The 15,691-nt window shown below is 68.3% G+C and carries 15 protein-coding genes; 10 read left to right on the top strand and 5 right to left on the bottom strand.

The window, feature by feature from the left end; translation table 11 throughout:
- Positions 1–354: 354 nt before the first annotated feature.
- Positions 355–3,687, bottom strand: a complete 3,333-nt coding sequence (locus EV192_RS26050) for an FkbM family methyltransferase (protein ID WP_132119702.1) — start codon at positions 3,685–3,687, stop codon at positions 355–357.
- A 125-nt stretch (positions 3,688–3,812) separates the two neighbouring features.
- Here EV192_RS26050 and EV192_RS26045 point away from each other — a divergent pair, with 125 nt between their 5' ends.
- Entirely contained in the window at positions 3,813–4,346 is a 534-nt protein-coding gene (locus EV192_RS26045) for a SigE family RNA polymerase sigma factor (protein ID WP_243727066.1), read from the top strand.
- On the top strand, positions 4,346–5,128 hold the full coding sequence (locus EV192_RS26040; RefSeq protein WP_132119700.1) for a hypothetical protein: 783 nt from the start codon (positions 4,346–4,348) through the stop codon (positions 5,126–5,128). Before EV192_RS26045 ends, EV192_RS26040 begins: the two co-directional genes overlap by 1 nt.
- A gap of 33 nt (positions 5,129–5,161) precedes the next feature.
- On the opposite strand, the gene EV192_RS26035 is transcribed toward EV192_RS26040, so the two are convergent.
- The 3 genes from EV192_RS26035 to EV192_RS26025 all read right to left on the bottom strand — a co-directional run bounded on the left by EV192_RS26035 (position 5,162) and on the right by EV192_RS26025 (position 8,531).
- Positions 5,162–6,505 carry a glutamine synthetase family protein gene (locus EV192_RS26035; RefSeq protein ID WP_132119698.1) on the bottom strand — a complete coding sequence of 448 codons (1,344 nt, stop codon included), beginning with the start codon at positions 6,503–6,505 and terminating at the stop codon, positions 5,162–5,164.
- A gap of 9 nt (positions 6,506–6,514) precedes the next feature.
- Positions 6,515–7,792 (bottom strand): MFS transporter, encoded by a 1,278-nt coding sequence (locus EV192_RS26030; RefSeq protein ID WP_132119888.1) that lies wholly within the window; start codon positions 7,790–7,792, stop codon positions 6,515–6,517.
- Positions 7,793–7,880: 88 nt separating this feature from the next.
- Complete coding sequence (locus tag EV192_RS26025; protein ID WP_132119696.1) at positions 7,881–8,531, bottom strand: GNAT family N-acetyltransferase; 651 nt, start codon at positions 8,529–8,531, stop codon at positions 7,881–7,883.
- Between the two features lie 80 nt (positions 8,532–8,611).
- Between EV192_RS26025 and EV192_RS26020 the strand changes: the two genes are divergently transcribed.
- The 8 genes from EV192_RS26020 (at position 8,612) to EV192_RS25985 (ending at position 14,694) form a co-directional block, all read left to right on the top strand.
- Positions 8,612–9,598 carry a GlxA family transcriptional regulator gene (locus EV192_RS26020; RefSeq protein ID WP_165960602.1) on the top strand — a complete coding sequence of 329 codons (987 nt, stop codon included), beginning with the start codon at positions 8,612–8,614 and terminating at the stop codon, positions 9,596–9,598.
- Positions 9,592–10,263: an LppX_LprAFG lipoprotein gene (locus EV192_RS26015; protein WP_132119692.1), complete on the top strand. Its 672-nt coding sequence runs from the start codon at positions 9,592–9,594 to the stop codon at positions 10,261–10,263. The genes EV192_RS26020 and EV192_RS26015 overlap by 7 nt, the downstream gene beginning before the upstream one ends.
- Complete coding sequence (locus EV192_RS26010; RefSeq protein ID WP_132119690.1) at positions 10,263–11,783, top strand: MFS transporter; 1,521 nt, start codon at positions 10,263–10,265, stop codon at positions 11,781–11,783. Before EV192_RS26015 ends, EV192_RS26010 begins: the two co-directional genes overlap by 1 nt.
- Before the next feature lie 48 nt (positions 11,784–11,831).
- Positions 11,832–12,167, top strand: a complete 336-nt coding sequence (locus tag EV192_RS26005; protein WP_132119688.1) for a hypothetical protein — start codon at positions 11,832–11,834, stop codon at positions 12,165–12,167.
- 63 nt (positions 12,168–12,230) lie between these two features.
- On the top strand, positions 12,231–12,416 hold the full coding sequence (locus tag EV192_RS26000) for a hypothetical protein (protein ID WP_132119686.1): 186 nt from the start codon (positions 12,231–12,233) through the stop codon (positions 12,414–12,416).
- A gap of 140 nt (positions 12,417–12,556) precedes the next feature.
- Entirely contained in the window at positions 12,557–12,964 is a 408-nt protein-coding gene (locus EV192_RS25995; RefSeq protein ID WP_132119684.1) for a GntR family transcriptional regulator, read from the top strand.
- On the top strand, positions 12,948–13,826 hold the full coding sequence (locus tag EV192_RS25990; protein WP_132119682.1) for an ABC transporter ATP-binding protein: 879 nt from the start codon (positions 12,948–12,950) through the stop codon (positions 13,824–13,826). The genes EV192_RS25995 and EV192_RS25990 overlap by 17 nt, the downstream gene beginning before the upstream one ends.
- Complete coding sequence (locus EV192_RS25985) at positions 13,807–14,694, top strand: hypothetical protein (RefSeq protein WP_132119680.1); 888 nt, start codon at positions 13,807–13,809, stop codon at positions 14,692–14,694. The genes EV192_RS25990 and EV192_RS25985 overlap by 20 nt, the downstream gene beginning before the upstream one ends.
- Here the strand turns inward: EV192_RS25985 and EV192_RS25980 are convergent.
- Positions 14,691–15,653, bottom strand: coding sequence for an ABC transporter substrate-binding protein (locus EV192_RS25980; protein ID WP_132119678.1), 963 nt, complete (start codon positions 15,651–15,653; stop codon positions 14,691–14,693). The two genes, EV192_RS25985 and EV192_RS25980, sit on opposite strands and share 4 nt — an antisense overlap.
- Between the last annotated feature and the right edge of the window lie 38 nt (positions 15,654–15,691).

Here is a 15,691-nt window from a genome sequence, read left to right as displayed (position 1 = left end):
CAAAGGAACCTCAAGACGAGGTTCATAAAGCTCTACTGGCTTTCAATAGATCGACACACTGTTGAGTTCTCAAACAACACACGCACACCCATCCGACAGGCATCTCGCCAGCCATCAAGGGGGCAGTACTACTAAAGTCTTGATTTTTACTCGGGTTCGCCACCGCGACCTAGTCCTTGAGGAAATCTCAAGTGGTTGGTGGCACGTCGTAGAAGCTTACCCGGTCCGATTCGCGGTGTCAAATCCGCTCGACCCGGTGGGCTGTTCCTCCTAGGAGGTTTTCTGCCCTTCGCCGTCCTCGCCAGGCTCGAAGCCTGTTCCGTCCGACTGTCTTCGCGACGGGGAGAAAGTTACTCAGTCCGTTCGAACAAAGTCAAATCGGCTGGTCAGCGGCCTGAGCCAGAGGTTGCGCTCACCCGACGAAGCCAGGATCTCGGCCATGTCGGCCAATGGAGTGGTCTGCTGGTCGCCCACGAATCCGGCTTCGTAGCCCCAGGTTCGGAACTCCCGCAGCGCCGTCAACGGGTCGTCGCCCAGCTCCTTCATGGCGGCCGTGGCGAAGGAACAGATCACGTGCGGACGGTCCCGGCGCAACAGCCGGACCAGCCCGCCGAGTGCGCGATGGCTGCGGCCCGGCACGTCCGCCTTCACCACCGACAACCGGAGATTGCCCAGGCCAGGGATGCCTTCCAGCTCCTTGTCCATGCGCGTCGCCCGGACCGTTCGTTCGGGTTCGGCCGCGCCCGGCCAGACCGAGACGCCACCGCCCATGGCCGGATCGGTGACCAGGCTCCCGGTCGTGTCCCACGCCGCCGCCTCGACCACGAAGAGCCGGTCGGCGGTGTGCTCGGGGGAGTTCGCGGCGACGTTGTGCCTGAGCAGGTTCACGGCTCTGGGGTCCGGCTCGACCGCCACGACCGCGCCGCTGTTCCCCAATCGGGTGAGAATTCGGAGTGTGTGATAGCCCACATAAGCGCCGATGTCCAGGAAGACGCCGTCCGGCTCGATCAGCGAGTCGATCAGGTCGGCGACCGCCGGCTCCCAGACTCCGTTGCTGGACAACAGCGGCAGCATCGCGATGTCGTCCGACGGGAGACGCAGCATGCCTGCATCGCACAGCACCAGCGAGCTACCGTCCACGCCGCCGTGCACACGTTCGTGGTCCCGGACGACCACCCGACGGAGTGCGTCGGTCGTTCGTGTCGCGGTGGACGCGGCGCGGCTGGTCTCGTCGCGGTCCCGTGACTGCGCGTCGAGCCGGTCCTCCAGGCTCTCGATCCGTCGCATCGCGGTGTCGAGCGCGGCAGTCAGCCGGTCCACGCGCGGATCGGTGGCGGCCGGGGCGATCTCGACATGGGTCGGCGCGGCGGCCAGTTCCTCCTGGCGCCGCATCACCTCCCGGGTCGACCGCTCCACGGAGTCCACAATGGACCCCATCATCGTGCGCATGTGGTTGTCGTAGTGGTTGAGCACCCGCAGCACGCCCTTGCGCAGCGCGGGCGCCAACGGGATCCGGTGACCCATCTCGACGTCCGGCTGGCGCAGCAGAGCGTGCCGCGCGGCCTGCAGCGGCGCGAACGGGTCCGGCTCCCCCGCGAGCCGTCGGCCGTGCTCGACCCGCCACGTCCGGTAGGCGTGTTCCACCCGTTCCCGAAGTTGCCCGGAGGAGACGTCCACTGAGCGCTTGGCGAGCACGGCCGCTCGTGCGGCGGCACCCATCTTGTCCGCGACGGCCGCCTCCGGTGCCAACTCGCGCATGGCCTTCGCGGCGATCTGGATGTGCACCTCGGGTTGGCCGTCCATCCGGGACACGAGAATCGCACTGTCGGAGTCGAACAGTTCGGCCGCGACACCGACGTTGGTCGTGATCAGCGGGACACCTCGGGCCGCGACCGCGCTCAGCTCGGACACCGACGGGCATTCCTTCGCGTGCAGGAGCACGACCCAGTCCGCGGCGTCCACAGCCAACCGATGCGACGACTCGGCCTCCACGAGACGGATCCGACGGTCATGCGCGGTGGCGAGCCGAAGTCGTTCGGCCGCGGCGCGACGGTCCGCACCGCGCACGGCCAGCAGCAACGTGACGTCCGCACGGTCCGGGAACGCGGCACGGAAAGCGGCCACGACATCCGTCTCGTTGGCACAACAGCCCTCGTCGTAGTCGACGAAGCTCATGAACACCGCGCCGGATGTCACGCCGAGACCGGCGAGGGCTTCCTCGCGTTCCTCCTCCTCGCGTTCCTCCTGGTCGGCGACTGGCAGGACAACCGCGTTCGCGCCGGGCGGCGCGGGCCACGGCACCCACACCTCGTCGACACCCGGCGGCGCCAGCGTCGGCTCGTCGCGCACCAGCACGACATGACGGTTCTGCGGCAGGTCCACTGTGTCGCCACAGACAAGGACGACCGGGTAGATGGGGTCGGACGAGATCGGCAGGCCGGTGGCGCCGGCGCTCAGCCGCACCGACTCGGCGAGCACACCGACGCCGAGCACGGAGACACCCAGTTGGTCGACCAGTTCGATCCGGATCTGCAGGGGCGCCGGCACCGCGACGGGATGCATACGGCCCTGCAGCACACCTTCGCTCTCGCACCAGCGCCTGAACTCGTCGGCGTTCGCGCCGTACGGCTCCGGGTAACGCTCACGCAGCGACGGATCGTCCCGCCACAACGCGTCCGCCCATCGCGTACTGCCTGGCTTCCCGTCAACAGGTGCGCACGCCCAGCGGAGGAACGCCTTCTCGTCGGTGGTCGCGGGCGGTTCGAAACCGGCCTGCCACTCCGCACGGAACTCGACGCGGAGCGGCTCGGGCACCGCGGTCCCGTCGGACAGGCGGGCGAAGGGCCTGCCCTTGGCGGCAGCGCCCGCGTCGACCAGTTTCGCCCGGTAGTCGTCGCACAGGCTTTGCAGGCCAGGCCGCTCGGACAGCAGCGTCCGCGGCCGGTCGTGGACATCCGCGGACAACAGCCACGGCTGTTTCGGGTCGAAGCCGTGGAAGTGCGCGGTCCGCAGCGGCTCAGGCGCACCGATCGGCACGGCCCGCACGAGGTATCCACCCTCAAGCAGTTCGGCGTCGCGCTGGCCCGCGTTCCACACGGACAAGCCGACGCCGACCTCCCGGATCACGTGATGCGCGGCGAGCGCAGGCAGGCCGTCCAGAAAATCATCGGCCGCGTCGGGCGTACGGCGGGCATGCTCAGCCCATGACGTCAGCACGTCCGCCGCGCCCGGCCCGACCGCCACGAAGCCGGGCTCGTAGACACCCGCGTGGATCAGATCCTCCGGGGCCGGCGCCAGGCCGTCGTGCGGCAACGGCTGCAGAACCCTTGGCACCAAAGCGAAGTCGCCATGGCTGAGGGCATCGGCGACGATCTCGTCGACCCGGCCGAGGACGTACACCCACGGGTCCAGGGACAACACCGGACCGTTGGCCAGCAGGGTCCGCAGCAGCCGTGGCCGCAGCACCGCCCGGGTCTGCTCGGCGGTGTACGCCGTGGCCAGCATGGCCAGCTCGGGCTCGTCGACGCCGATGTCCGCCGGGGTCAGCACGTCCGAGCCGGGCTCGCCGTCGACCAGCAGGATGTCGAACCTGGCGCCCGGATGTGCCGCCCGATATGTCTCGGCCGCCACCCGGGCGGCGGGCAGCTGGACGCTCGTCGCCACCGTGCACGCAGACAGTTCGCTCACGGCCACGAACCTAGCGGTCCCGCCAAGCCGATCATCAACCGCCGACGGTCAGTACCGGCACCACAGCGCGTGGCCTGCCCGAACGCCAGGGCAACCGGAACAGTCCCGGCGGAGTTCAACCGGTCGTGAGACTCCACGGTGGCTCCCGGGACCTGGACCCGGCGTTCGAGGACTTCGTGCGGAGCAGCTCGACCTCGCTGCTGCGCACGGCCTACCTGCTCAGTGGCGACCGCGGCCACGCCGAGGACCTGCTCCAGACAACTTTGCTGCGCGTCGCATGGCGCTGGTCGGCTGCCAGTTCGCATCCCGAAGCCTATGCGCGTCGTGTGCTGGTCAACCTCTCCCGCGACCGCTGGCGCTCGCTGGGCCGCCGGGTCCGGGAGGTCCATCAACCGGATCTTCGGCTGCTCCCGCAGAGCGTCGGCGACGCCGCCGACCACATCGCCGACCGTGAGTCGCTCGTACCCGCGTTGCGGCAGCTGCCGACCAGGCAGCGTGAGGTCGTGGTGCTGCGGTTCTTCGCCGACTTGAGCGTGTCCGACACCGCGGCCGTCCTTGGCTGCTCGGCGGGCACGGTCAAGGCGTACACGAACCGCGCCCTGACGAAGCTGCGTGACCTGCTCGAAGACCCACGGGAAGCTGAGGTACGACACTCATGATGACCGAGGACGAACTGCGTGCGCGGCTGCACGGGGAAAGCGCCGGGCTCCGGCCGCGCGGGGACCTGGTCGAGATCCTCGCCCGGGGACATGCCCGCCGGTACCGGCGCGGCACGGTGGGCCTGATCGGCTCCTCCCTCGTGGCGACCGCCGCGGTGGTCGCGATGCTGGTCGGGGTGTTCTCCACCGCTGGATCCACCCTGCCGGTCGACCCGGCCGCACCGGGCGACCAGCAGATCATCGCGGCCGCGCGGCAAGCCGAGGAAGCGGCCGGCAACATGATCATCAACTCGGTGGCCGACCAGGGTGACGGGAAGAAGGTCGAAGGCTGGGCGCTGCGGTCGGAGAAACTGGCCCGGCTGGTCAACCCGGATGTCTACGACACGACCGTCGACGCGGCCGGGATCAGGGAGGAGATCAACTACCCGGCGAAGACCGTGACGACGTACCCGGAGCAGGTGACCGACATAGTCGCGGCCTCGACACCGTCCGGAGTGGGTGATCCGCACTCCTGGCTGCACGAACCGTCGCTCGCCGTCCACAGGGCCAAGGACGGCACGCCGTATCTGACCGTCGACCGGTTCGGGGTGCGGGCCACGATATGGCTGGACGAACGCACCAACCTGCCGCGGGAAATGGACTACGGCAGCTTCAAGATCCAGTTCAAGTGGCTGCCGGCGACGGACGAGAACCGGGCGCGTCTGACGCATACCGTTCCGCCGACTTTCGTGCGGAAGAACGGACCGGACAATCCCATTCCGCCGACCGGTCCGACGAACTAGGAAAAGCCCCCGCCGCGGCGGGGGCTTTTCGTTTCACAGCACCGGCAAGAGAGTTCGCAGCTCGTACGGGGTGACGCTGCGGCGGTAGGCGTCCCACTCGGCGCGTTTGTTGCGGAGGAAGAAGTCGTACACGTGCTCGCCGAGCGACTCGGCCAGCAGTTCGGACTTCTCCATTTCGGCGAGCGCCTCGCCCAGGTTCTGCGGCAGGTTGTCGTAGCCCGCGGCGCGGCGTTCGGCGTCCGACAAGGACCACACGTCGTCCTCGGCGGCCGGTGGAAGTTCGTAGCCTTTCTGCACGCCTTCCAGACCGGCCGCGACGATCACGGCGTAGGCCAGATACGGGTTGCAGGCGGAGTCGAGAGTGCGCACCTCGACACGACGCGACGACGCCTTGCCGAGCGAGTACATCGGGACACGGACCAACGCCGACCGGTTGGCGTGCCCCCAGCACACGGCCGTGGGTGCCTCGCCGCCGACGATCAGGCGCTTGTACGAGTTCACCCACTGGTTCGTGACCGCGGAGATCTCCCTGGCGTGCTTGAGCAGGCCGGCCACGAAGCACTTGCCGACCTCGGACAGCTCGTACGGGTCTTCGGCGTCGTAGAAGGCGTTGCGGTCGCCTTCGAAGAGGCTCAGGTGGGTGTGCATGCCCGAGCCTGGCTTGTCCGAGAACGGCTTCGGCATGAACGAGGCGTGCACGTCCTGGGTCAGCGCGACCTCTTTGACCACGTACCGGAACGTCATCACGTTGTCCGCCATGGTCAACGCGTCCGCGTACCGCAGGTCGATCTCCTGCTGGCCGGGGGCGCCTTCGTGGTGGCTGAACTCCACCGAGATGCCCATCGCCTCAAGGGCTTCGATGGCGTGCCGGCGGAAGTTCGTGGCGGTCGCGTGCGACGCCTGGTCGAAGTAGCCGCCGTTGTCGGCCGGCTCCGGCTCGCTGCCGTCCGTCGGCAGGTTCTTCAGCAGGAAGAACTCGATCTCCGGGTGGACGTACACGGTGAAGCCGGACTCGCTGGCCCGCGACAGGGACCGCCGCAGCACGTGCCGCGGGTCGGCCCAGGACGGCGAACCGTCCGGCATCGTGATGTCGCAGAACATCCTGGCCGAGTAGTGCTCGCCGGTCGGCGTCTCCCACGGCAGGACCTGGAACGTCGACGGGTCCGGTTTGGCCACCATGTCCGACTCGTAGACCCGGGCGAAGCCCTGGATGGCCGAGCCGTCGAAGCCGATCCCCTCGGCGAACGCGCCCTCCAGTTCAGCCGGGGCGACCGCGACGGACTTCAGGAAGCCCAGGACGTCGGTGAACCACAGCCGAACGAACCGGATGTCGCGCTCTTCGAGGGTGCGGAGGACGAACTCCTGCTGCCGATCCATGGCGCGAGCCTAGGCAGGGCGTGTTACATCCGTATTTCGTGGGGTCCTTTTGATCAATACGGAGAGCAACGCGGCGACGGCGCAGAGCGTGCCGGCGGAGTACCAGGCGAGGTCGTAACTACCGGTGTGGTCACGGGTGATGCCGGCCGCCGACGCGGCGACCGCCGCACCCAGTTGGTGGGACGCGAACACCCAGCCGAACACGATCGGACCGGACATCCCGAACCGGTCGCGACACAACGCGACGGTCGGCGGGACGGTCGCCACCCAGTCGAGACCGTAGAAGATGATGAACGCCCACATCGGGGGTTCGACCGTGGCCGCGAACAGGTGCGGCAGCAGCACCAACGACAGCCCGCGCAGGGTGTAGTAGGCGCCGAGCAGCCACCGCGGGTCGATCCGGTCGGTGAGCCAGCCGGAGAAGATCGTCCCGGCCACGTCGAACACGCCGACCAGGGCCAACAGGCCGGCCGCGGTGGTCATCGGGACGCCGTGATCGTGCGCCGCGGGAACGAAGTGCGTGCCGACAAGGCCGTTCGTGGACGCGCCGCAGATGGCGAACCCACCGGCGAGCATCCAGAACGTGCCGGACTTGGTCGCCTTGCCCAGGACCTGGAGGGCACGCGCGGCCGCCCCCTTGGTCTTGGGTGGGCGCGGGGTGTCCTCGACCGCGCCGTACGCGGTCGTGCCGACGTCGTGCGGGTGGTCGCGGAGGAAGATCAGCACCACGGGCACGACGACCAGGGCGACACCCGCGATGACCAGCGAAGCCGGGCGCCACCCGAGGCTGGTGGCCATATTCGCGATGATCGGCAGGAAGATCAGCTGGCCGGTGGCGCCCGCGGCGGTGAGAATGCCGCTGACCAGGCCGCGGTGCTTGACGAACCAGCGCGCGGTGACCGTGGCGACGAAGGCCATGGCCATCGACCCGGTGCCGAGGCCGACGAAAATCCCCCAAAAGAGAACCAACTGCCAACTGGCCGTCATGAAAACGGTCAATCCCGCGCCCGCCGCGACCAGGGTCAGTGCGCACGCCACCACCTTGCGCATGCCGAACCGCTCCATCAGCGCGGCCGCGAACGGCGCAGTCACTCCGTAGAGGACAAGATTCACCGAAACAGCTGACGAAATGGTCCCGGTGGACCACCCGAACTCGGTGTGCAACGGCTCGATGAGCACCGAAGGAGCGGACCTGAAGCCCGCGGCCCCCAACAGGGCGACAAACGCGACACCCGCCACCCACCACGCCCAATGAATCCGTTGGGAGCGCCTGGTCTCTAGTTGGATCACAGCTAACAGCGTGCGTGTTGGCCCAGCGCCGAACCAGTGGCCGAGATGACAACATACGCAAAGTTCCGGCCACGAGGCGTACGTGTCAGAGCGGGTCGATGCCGAGGAGGGGGCGGCACGGGTCCAGGCCGTCGATCGTCACTTCGGTGGTTTTGTTGTGGTGCCAGGCTTCGCGGGTCAGGCGCATGCGGCGGTCGATCGCCAGTTCGTCGCGGACCACCTGGCGTTCTGTTCCGTCGGGCCGGTAGCCGAGTTTTCGGGAGACGGCGAGCGAGGCTTCGTTGTGCTCGAAGGCGGCGGAGAACGCTTCTTCCGCGTTCAGGCCGGCGAACGCCAAGTGGAGCACGGCCGCTCGCATCTCGGTGCCGTATCCGTGCCCGTGGTGGCGTTGACCCAGCCAGGAGCCGGTCCGCACCTCTTGGGTGATCGACAGGTCCCGGGCGCCGATGCTTTGCCGGCCGATCACCGTTTCCCCGTGGAACACCGCGAAGTTCAGGGTCCAGTCGCGGGGCGACCAGGCGCCCAGGGACCGCCAGTGGTCCTGGATGACCTTCCTGGCCACCTCGGCCGGTGGTTGCTGGGTCCACGGGGTGAGGAACGGCTGGGTGTCGGGCGAGTGGAGGCCGTCGACCGCCACGTCGGCCAGCGCGCCGAGTTCCTCGGGTGACGGCAGGCGCAGTTCCAGCCGTGGTGTTCGCAGCCTGAGCCCGAGCAGCGGGAAATGGTCGACCAGCACACCTCATCCTGCCCGGCGGGCCGGCCGCCGGTCACCCGAATTGCGGTGGCCGGAACTCACTAATGTGTCAGAATCCGGCCATGAGGCACGTTGTCGCCGTCCTGGCTCTCGCCGAGGTGATCGGGTACGACCTCGCCATTCCCTCGATGGTCTTCGGGGTCGCCGGAGACCTCTATGACGTTCGGGTCTGCGGGATCGACAAGCGGCCCATCCGGAGTGTCGGCGGGTACGCCCTGCTGCCGGACCACGGGCCGGAGGCGCTCGCCGCGGCAGACACCGTGGTCATTCCCGGCACCCGCATCCACGGGCCGCGCCACGAAGGCACGTTGCCGGGTGAAGTGGCCGAGGCGCTCGCGTCGATCCGGCCGGGCACGCGCGTGATGTCCATCTGCACCGGCGCGTTCGTGCTCGGCGCCGCCGGGATCCTCGACGACCGGCCCGCCACCACCCACTGGCGGCACGTCCGGGAATTCCGTGAGTTGTACCCGAAAGTGGTACTCGACGAAGACGTTCTCTTCGTCGACGACGGCGACGTGCTGACCAGCGCGGGGTTGGCCGCCGGAGTCGACCTCTGCCTGCATGTCCTGCGGAACGACCACGGCAGCGAGGTCGCCAACCGGGCCGCGAGGTACTGCGTCGTCCCCTCCTGGCGCGACGGCGGGCAGCGGCAGTTCATCGAACGGCCCCTGCCTGAGATCGGCGAGGCGAGCACCGCGGCCACCCGGGCGTGGGCGATCGAACGCCTCGACGACGACCTCGACCTGGACACCCTGGCCGAACACGCGCGGATGAGCGTCCGGACGTTCAGCCGGCGGTTCCGGGCCGAGACCGGGATGAGTCCCGGCCGGTGGTTGCTGCGCCAACGGCTGGAGCACGCCCGTCGCCTGCTGGAGACCACCGACATGCCGGTCGACCGGGTCGCCGAGGACTCCGGCCTGGGCACCGCCGCGTCACTCCGGCAACACCTCAAACGTGACCTGGGTGTCTCTCCGCTTACATATCGGAAAGCATTCAAACCGCCCCTTCAGGACTCTCAGCCAAAGCGCCCTACGATGCGCACATGGTGAAGCGGCTAGTAATGCTCAGTGTGCTTGGACTCGTGGCCGTCGCGGGGTGTTCGTCGACGTCGACACCGGATTCCGCGTCGTTGCCGGACGGAACGGGGCTGCTGAAGGACGCGGCCACCGCGAGCAAGTCCTTCAGCAGTGCGCACTTCACCATGAACGTCACCGGGCAGGTGCCCGGCCTGCCGATCAGCCAGCTCGACGGCGACCTGAACAAGGCCGGGGACGCCAAGGGCCACGCCAAGCTCAGCCAGTTCGGCACCCTGATCGACGTCGAGTTCGTGGTCGCCGACAAGACGATCTACATCAAGGGCCCGACCGGGAGCTTCCAGCGGTTCGGGGACGCCAGCAAGGTCTTCGACACGTCCGCGATCCTCGACCCGGACCGGGGTGTCGGCAAGCTGCTCGGCACGGTCTCCGCGGCGAAGACGGAGGCCGCCGAGGACGTCGCCGGCGCCAAGACCTACCGGGTCACGGGCAAGGTCACCAAGGAGGGACTGACCGGTCTGGTGCCCGGCATCCAGTCCGATGTGAACGTCAAGGTGTGGGTCCGGCAGGACAACCCGCACCAGCCGGTGAAGGCCACCATCGAGGTCACGCCCGGCAACTCGGTGGACATCTCCTTGTCCGACGTGGACAAGCCGGTCACCGTCACCAAGCCGGTCTGATGGCGACGGCGGTGGGGGCGCCGGCGGTCAAGGGGCGCAGGGTCGCGATCGGCGCGGGCGGACTCGCGGTCCTGCTGGGCGCGCTGGACACCTACGTGGTGGTCAGCGTCCTCAACGACATCATGCGCGACCTGGGTATCGCGATCAACCAGCTCCAGCAGATCACGCCCGCGGTCACCGGATACCTGCTCGGGTACATCGCGGCGATGCCGTTGCTCGGGCAGGCGTCGGACCGGTTCGGCCGGCGGCTGCTGCTGCAGGTGTGCCTCGCCGGGTTCGCGGTCGGATCCGTGATCACAGCCGTGGCGACGGACCTCCCGGTCCTTGTGGCCGGGCGGATCGTGCAAGGTGTTGCCAGCGGGGCGTTGTTGCCTGTCACGCTCGCACTCGCGGCCGACCTGTGGGCGGAACGCCGTCGCTCCACCGTCCTCGGCGCGGTGGGTGCCGCGCAAGAACTGGGCAGCGTGCTCGGGCCGTTGTACGGCGTCGTGCTCGCCGCCGCTTTCGGCACGTGGCGCGGACTTTTCTGGGTGAACGTGCCGTTGGCGATCGCCGCCATGATCGCGATCCACTTCACGGTTCCCCCGCGCGGCAAGGAAGGCACGCCGGCCAAGGTGGACGTGGTCGGCGGTGTGCTCCTCGCGATCACGCTCGGACTGGCCGTTGTCGCGCTGTACAACCCAGATCCTGAGCACGCCGTGCTGCCGCCGTGGGGATGGCCTGTGCTGGCAGGGGCTTTCGTCGCGTTGCTCGCGTTCCTCGCGTGGGAGAAGTTCTCACGCGTCAAGCTCATCGACCCCGCAGGTGTGCGCATGGGGCCGATGCTCGCCGCGTTGGGTTCCTCGGTGACGGCCGGCGCGGCGTTGATGGTGACGTTGGTGAACGTCGAACTCATCGCGCAGACACTGCTCGGCAAGGACCGGACCGCCGCGGTGTTCCTGTTGCTGCGGTTCCTGATCGCGCTGCCGATCGGCGCCCTTGTCGGCGGCTGGCTGGCGGTGCGGATCGGGGACCGGTGGGTCGCGTTCGGCGGAATGCTGATCGCCGCGGTCGGGTACCTGATGATCTCGCAGTGGCCGGTGGACGTGCTGGCCGCGCGGCACGACCTGGGGCTGTTCACGCTGCCGAGGTTGGACACCGACCTGGTGATCGCCGGGCTCGGGCTCGGCCTGGTGATCGGCCCGCTCTCGTCGGCCGTGCTGCGTGTCGTGCCCGCGGTACAGCACGGTGTGGCGTCCGCCGGTGTGGTGGTGGCCAGGATGACCGGCATGCTGGTCGGTGTGGCCGCGCTCACAGCGTGGGGCCTTTACCGGTTCCACAGCCTGACCGCGAACCTCGACACGCCGTTGCCGTTCGGGTTGTCCAAGGAGGAGTTCGACGCCCAGGTCGCGGTGTACAAGGGGAAGCTGTTCGCCGCGCTCAACACCGAGTACAACGAGATGTTCCTGATCACGTGCCTGCTGTGTGTCGTCGGGGCCCTGCTCGCGCTGTGTGTCGGGCGAGCATCGGCTCGTGATTGACACCGCTCGCGGATTGCGAAGGCGCAGCGTTTAAGGGACCCTTCGAAAGTGACCGAGCAACGGGTCGTACTAGATCTGAACGAGGCCGGCGTGGCGGTTGACCTGCCCCGGCTGGACCACGCGCAGGACGAAGTCCAAGGAGTGCCATATCGGCCAGTGGATTTCCGTGATGACAATCTGCCAACAGCGCTCGAACGCGCGGCGGCCTGGCTGAGGAAGGCCGAGGACTGGCTGGGCGAGCCAGTGGACGTCATCGCGATCCATTTGGACTACGACGACAGCGAACACGCGCCGTACTACGAAGTCAAGTTGTTGTGCAACGACGAGGATCTGGCCGGCGCGCCGAAGGTGATCCGCGAACAGCAGCGGCGCGCCTCTCCCTGAAAAACGCCACCACGCAGGGCGCTCGCGGCTAAGGTGACGGCATATCCCACATCTGGACAAAGGATGTTCGCCATCACCGCATCAAACGAGTTGTTCAGCCATGCCGGCGCCGACGAGGTCGCGAGTGCCCCGCTGAGCACGACCAAAGCATCACACGAGAACCTGTTCAGCCAGCCGTCCACGGATGACGCCGGAGACGTGGTTGCGCGGCCGAAAGCGTTGCCGCGCAACCCGTTCCAGGTCAGCTAGACCCGACAGTCCCGTTGCCTCCGCGTGCCCGTTCCGCGGAGCCCCCTCTCTTCACCCTCGCCGGCCCGTGCCCCTTGACGCCCCGATGATTGTTCTAGTTAGCTACTGTCTTAGTCAAGTAGAACAATCTAGGTGGTGCGGTGGTCGAGTTCCGGATTGACCGCGACAGCGGTCTTCCCGCCTACCTGCAGCTGGTCAGGCAGGTACGCGAGGCACTCCGGCTGGGCTGGCTCGAACCCGGCGACCGGCTGCCGACCGTGCGCGAGGTCGTCGCGACCAGCGGGGTGAACGCGAACACCGTCCTCAAGGCGTACCGCGAGCTGGAGCACTCCGGCCTGGTCGAAGCACGCCAGGGCGCCGGCACGTTCGTCACCGCGTCCCTGGGCACGGCTCCGGTCGAGGTCATGGCGAAGCTGCGCGGCCTGATCGCCGACTGGGTGCACGAGGCCCGCGACGCCGGGCTCGACGACGAGGACATCGACGCACTGGTACGTGACGTCCTCACGGATCACGACGTGAAGGGGGCGAACGGTGACGACCACCGTTGAGATCGAGGCGGTCCTGCGGGTCGAGGACCTGGCCAAGCGGTACGGGGCCAAACCGGTGTTGGCGGGCTGCACTTTCGAGTTGTACGCGGGGCAGGTGACCGCGCTCGTCGGGGCGAACGGCGCGGGCAAGACCACCCTCTTGACTGTCCTGTCCGGACTCCTGGCGCCGGACGGCGGCACTGTCGTGGCCTGCGGCCGGGTGGCGTTGGTCGCTCAGGACAGGCCTCTGTACGACCATCTCAGTGCCCGCGACATGCTGCGGATGGCCCGTCACCTGAACCTCGTGTGGGACGAGGACCGCGCCACCCGCTGGCTGCGCCGGTTCCACGTCCCGCCGAACCGGCTGTGCGGCAGGCTTTCCACCGGCCAGCGCACCCAGGTCGCACTCGCCGTCGCGCTCGGCCGCGTGCCGGACGTGCTGCTGTTGGACGAGCCGCTGGCCAACCTCGACCCGTTGGTACGCAACGAAGTCATGGCCGAACTGCTCACCGAGGCCGCGGAAACCGAGATGGCACTGCTGATGTCCACCCATGTGGTCGCCGAACTCGGTGGTGTGGCGGACAACCTGTTGGTGCTCACCCACGGGACGATCACGCTCGCCGGCCAGATCGACGATCTCCTGGCGAACCACCGTTTCTACGTCGGCCCGCGATCCGCGTCGCCGCCCACAGGCACAGTCGTCCGGGAAACACACAGCGAACAGCAGTCCACTTTCCTGGTCACCCTGGAAACCGAGCCGGACGAGACACCGGACGACGCGGAGAACGAATGGGTGGTGCGGCCCGCGACCGTCAAGGACATCGTGGTGGCGCACCTGGCCAACGCCCGGGAGGTGGCCTGGCATGACCGCGCTCACGCGTGACCGGATCGACTGGGGCAGCTGGGTCTGGATCGCCTGGCGGCAGCACCGGACGTCGATCCTGCTCGCCACCGGCGTCACCGTCGTCGTGGCGTACAGCGTTGCCAGCCGCAGCTTCGACTTCGCGGTCGGCATATGGCCCTACGCGCCCACGGTGCTGAGCACACTGACCGCGACGTTCTGGGCGGCGCCGATGGTCGCGCGCGAGTTCGAGGACCGCACGAACGTGTTCGCGTGGAGCCAGGACGCCACCCCGCAGCGGTGGGTCGTCGGCCGGTCCCTTCCACTGGTCGTCGTCGCGGCGGCGCTCGTGGCGATCCTGAACATCGCCCTGCTCAGGCAGATCGGCACCGAGCGGTTCACGTCGCAACTGTTCGAGGCCAACCCGTTGGTGCACACGACATACGTCGTCTTCGGGTTCGCACTCGGACTCGCGTTCGGCACGTTGCTACGGCAGACCCCTGGCGCCATCGCCGGGACGCTCACGGTGTTCCTGGGAGTCCGGATCTTCGTCGCGCTGTTCTTACGGATGCACCTGATGCCACCGGAACGCAGCGCCACCGTCTACGGCCCCGCGTCTTCCCCGGAGGCACCATCCGGGGCGTACATCGTCGATTCGGGCTACCTTGACAATCACAACGGCCGCGCCGCCGCGCCCTTCGCCCAAACCGAAGGCTGCGCCAACACGCCCAATCCCGACGCTCAAGCCACTTGCTACCGCGAGGCCGGCATCAGCGCGCACTTCACGGACTATCAGCCACGGCCGCGAATGCCGGTCCTCCAGTTGGCCGAGGGCATGATCTACCTCGCGCTGACCGCACTCCTGCTGTGGTTCGTCACGAGCAGACTGCGCGCCCGCCGCCACATCTAGAGCACCATGGTCGACGGGTCCAGGTCGCGGTCGAGCATTCCGTTGTCCCGCATGATCGACACGACGTTACGCAACCGGTTGGCGTCGATGCCGGTCGGGTACGAGCCGAGGTGGACCTGGGCCGCGACCGAACTGTCCACCTTCGCGTAGTCGGCGATGACTTCTTCCACCCTGTGCCGGTCGGCCGCGTCGCGTTGGGCCTTGCCCAGTGCGCGGCGGAAGGCGTCCAGGGTCGCGGGGTTGCCCGCGGCGAATTTCGCAGTCGTGGCGTACCCGCCGATCGGGAGCTCGGTGGCGGCGCCGGTCATGGTGTCCAGCACCGGGACCGCGCCGGCCTGCCGGATCGCACTGGTGAGAAACGGCTCGACCACCAGGGCCGCGTCAACGTCCTTGCGCTGTAACGCGCTCTGCATGTCGAGGAACGGCATCTCGGTGAACTGCACGGCGGACACGTCCACGCCCTGCGCGCGCATCGCCGCCCGGACCGCCAGCTCGGTGACGTTCCCGCGGGTGTTCACCGCGATCTTCCGGCCCGCCAGGTCCTTCGCCGACCGCACCGGCCCGTCCGGCAGCGCCAGCACGAGGAACATGCCCGGCTTGCCGCGGTACCCGTCGGCCACGAGCTTCAGGTCCGCGGTGCCCTTGGCCTGTGCGGTGAAGAACGACACCCAGTTGCCGAACGTCACGTCCAGGTCGCCGCTGACCATCGCCGGAATGCCCGCGGCGCCACCCTGCACGGTCCTGATCCGGACGTCCACGCCCTCGTCCCGGAAGTACCCGGCCCGCATCGCGATGTACACCGGGGCGACGTCGATGATCGGCACGACGCCGAGCCGGACCGTGGCCCCTTCCGCTCCGTGTGGCGCCTGTTTCGGTCCGGACAGCAACCCACACCCGGGAACGGCCGACAGCAACCCAACGGCGGCCATCCCCAGAAAAGCACGGCGGTGGGGATCCATGCCGATAAGAATGGCATGGGCGGAATTCCCCGACCACC

This window comes from Actinocrispum wychmicini (genome assembly GCF_004345645.1).
Taxonomy (GTDB): Bacteria; Actinomycetota; Actinomycetes; order Mycobacteriales; family Pseudonocardiaceae; genus Kibdelosporangium; species Kibdelosporangium wychmicini.
This window is presented reverse-complemented; position numbering and strand designations above follow the sequence as displayed.

Coding starts and splice junctions, on each gene's coding strand:
- EV192_RS25980 (WP_132119678.1), bottom strand. CDS start 15,653: ATGGATCCCCACCGCCGTGCTTTTCTGGGGATGGCCGCCGTTGGGTTG.
- EV192_RS26015 (WP_132119692.1), top strand. CDS start 9,592: ATGGTGAAGCGGCTAGTAATGCTCAGTGTGCTTGGACTCGTGGCCGTC.
- EV192_RS26010 (WP_132119690.1), top strand. CDS start 10,263: ATGGCGACGGCGGTGGGGGCGCCGGCGGTCAAGGGGCGCAGGGTCGCG.
- EV192_RS26000 (WP_132119686.1), top strand. CDS start 12,231: ATGTTCGCCATCACCGCATCAAACGAGTTGTTCAGCCATGCCGGCGCC.
- EV192_RS26020 (WP_165960602.1), top strand. CDS start 8,612: ATGAGGCACGTTGTCGCCGTCCTGGCTCTCGCCGAGGTGATCGGGTAC.
- EV192_RS25985 (WP_132119680.1), top strand. CDS start 13,807: ATGACCGCGCTCACGCGTGACCGGATCGACTGGGGCAGCTGGGTCTGG.
- EV192_RS26035 (WP_132119698.1), bottom strand. CDS start 6,505: ATGGATCGGCAGCAGGAGTTCGTCCTCCGCACCCTCGAAGAGCGCGAC.
- EV192_RS26040 (WP_132119700.1), top strand. CDS start 4,346: ATGACCGAGGACGAACTGCGTGCGCGGCTGCACGGGGAAAGCGCCGGG.